This window comes from Pseudomonas tehranensis, from assembly GCF_014268615.1.
Lineage (GTDB): Bacteria > Pseudomonadota > Gammaproteobacteria > Pseudomonadales > Pseudomonadaceae > Aquipseudomonas > Aquipseudomonas tehranensis.
This window is the reverse complement of sequence record NZ_JABWQV010000415.1, coordinates 1-2,431: the sequence shown is the minus strand read 5'-3', so window position 1 is coordinate 2,431 and position 2,431 is coordinate 1. Positions and strand designations below refer to the sequence as shown.

Below are 2,431 nucleotides of genomic sequence, written 5' to 3'. Positions count from 1 at the left end.
CTTTCGCGAGCAAGCCCGCTCCCACATTTGTTTTTCAGTGACCCCACTTTGGTGTTCGGCTTGAGGCTGACCGTTTTCTGTGGCTCAAAAACAACTAAGCCCGGCCGAGGCCGGGCTGTGAGAGAGCGTCTTGGGGATTAGCTGATGGCGGCGGCATTCGTGCGGTCAAAGCCATCTTCAGCGATAGCGTTCGAGCCAGTGCGGTCGAAGCCGTCTTCAGCGATAGCGTTCGAGCCGGTGCGGTCGAAGCCGTCTTCAGCGACAGCGTTCGAGCCAGTGCGGTCGAAGCCGTCTTCAGCGATAGCGTTCGAGCCAGTGCGGTCGAAGCCGTCTTCAGCGATAGCGTTCGAGCCGGTGCGATCAAAGCCATCTTCAGCGATAGCATTCGAGCCGGTGCGGTCGAAGCCGTCTTCAGCGACAGCGTTCGAGCCAGTGCGGTCGAAGCCGTCGGCGGCAACAGTGGCGGCGCCGGTACGGTCGTAGCCATCAGCGGCAATGGCTGACTGAGTGCGGTCGAAGCCATCGGCGGCAAAGGTGTTGGCGGCCAGTACGGACAGGGTCAGGGCGAGGATCAGTTTGGTTTTCATGGTCGTTCTCCAAAGTGGTTGGCGTTGATCGCCTTGGGTGTGGAATTCATATTACGCTCGTTAATTTGATTAAAAAGCGCAAAAAAACGCTTAAATAAATCGTATTTATCGATGTGTTTAAGGGTGTTATCGACCGGCGATAAACCTCATCACTGGCGTATGGCAACAGCGTCTTGTTGAGGATGAGCATGCAGGGCAGGCATTAACCAGAGATTAATGTCGGATAAATCTTCAGACACCCTGCACAAAAAAAGGGGCGAACCCGTTCAGGTTCGCCCCTTTCATGTGTGCGTGTCCGTCAATCAGTCGGTCAGGATCCGCGAATGCTTGCGAGTGTCTTTCATGGTGATGTAGACCAGCAACGACACCGCGATACACGCTGTCACGTACCAGTAGTAGCCGGTTTCCATGCCGATGCTCTTGAACCACAGGGCGATGTATTCAGCGGTGCCGCCGAAGATCGATACGGTCAAGGCGTACGGCAGGCCGACGCCCAGGGCACGGATTTCGGTGGGGAACAGCTCGGCTTTCACCACGGCGTTGATCGAGGTGTAGCCACTGACGATGATCAGCGCGGCCATGATCAGGAAGAACGCGCCCCACCAAGTCTGGACGGTGTGCAGGGTGGTCAGGATCGGCACGGTGAACAGCGTCCCCAGGATGCCGAAGGCAATCAGGATTGGCCGTCGACCGACCTTGTCCGACAGCCCGCCAATCAACGGTTGCAGGCACATGAACAGGAACAGTGTGGCGGCGGAAATGGTGGTGGAGTCGGAAATGCTCATGCCGACAGTGTTCACCAGGTATTTCTGCATGTAGGTGGTGTAGGTGTAGAACGCCAGGGTGCCGCCCATGGTCAGGCCGACCACCGTCAGCAATTCTTTTGGATGGCGCATCAAGGTGCGCATGGCGCTTTCCTTGGCTTTTTCCTTTTTGGTGAACGACTCGGTTTCTTCCATGCCGCGACGCAGGTACAACGCCACGATCGCGCAGAGCGCGCCGATGGCGAACGGAATGCGCCAGCCCCAGGCATACAGCTCTTCGGTGGTCAGGAAGCGTTGCAACACGATCAGCACGCCCAGGGCAATGAGCTGGCCGGAAATCAGGGTCACGTACTGGAAGCTGGAGAAGAAGCCGCGACGTTCCTTGGTGGCCATCTCGCTCAGATAGGTTGCCGAGGTGCCGTATTCACCGCCCACCGACAGACCCTGAAGCAAACGGGCCACTACCAGCAGGATCGGCGCACCGACGCCGATGGTTTCATAGCCGGGGCTCAGGGCGATGATCAACGAGCCGAAGCACATCAGGTACACCGAGGCCATCAGCGCCGCCTTGCGCCCGGCGCGGTCAGCGTACAGGCCCATCAGCCAGCCACCGATCGGGCGCATCAGAAAGCCCACGGCGAAGATCGCGGCGGTGTTGAGCAATTGGGCGGTGGTGTCGCCCTTGGGGAAGAAGACTTTGGCGAAGTACAACGAGAAAGCGGCGTAGACGTACCAGTCATACCACTCGACCATGTTGCCGATCGAACCGCTGAAAATCGACTTGATCCGGCTGGCGGTGGTTCTTTCACGGGCAGGCGCGGCAGCCGACCCGAGGGGAAGGGCGTTGGAGTTATCCATTGAAGGATCCTTCGTTTAATTGTTTTTGTGGAGCGCGTGGGAACGCAGCCTGACAGGGCTATAGCAGGAGCTGTGCCAGATGGGAGAGGGCCGGGCTAGAGGGGTTTACTGCGCTGGATGAGCGGAAATCCGCTTGTTCTGACTGTGGGATGAGCGAAACTTCGCTCATTCAGAAAGGGATATTTGTCGATACTGGCCTCATCGCGAGCAGGCTCGCTCCCA

General features: G+C 58.1%; 2 protein-coding genes. Both read right to left on the bottom strand.

The window, feature by feature from the left end; translation table 11 throughout:
* Positions 1 to 137: 137 nt before the first annotated feature.
* Positions 138 to 587 carry a heme utilization protein gene (locus HU811_RS26615; protein WP_186659057.1) on the bottom strand — a complete coding sequence of 150 codons (450 nt, stop codon included), beginning with the start codon at positions 585 to 587 and terminating at the stop codon, positions 138 to 140.
* A gap of 302 nt (positions 588 to 889) precedes the next feature.
* Complete coding sequence (locus tag HU811_RS26610) at positions 890 to 2,209, bottom strand: MFS transporter (RefSeq protein WP_186659054.1); 1,320 nt, start codon at positions 2,207 to 2,209, stop codon at positions 890 to 892.
* Positions 2,210 to 2,431 lie beyond the last annotated feature (222 nt).

Coding starts and splice junctions, on each gene's coding strand:
- HU811_RS26615 (WP_186659057.1), bottom strand. CDS start 587: ATGAAAACCAAACTGATCCTCGCCCTGACCCTGTCCGTACTGGCCGCC.
- HU811_RS26610 (WP_186659054.1), bottom strand. CDS start 2,209: ATGGATAACTCCAACGCCCTTCCCCTCGGGTCGGCTGCCGCGCCTGCC.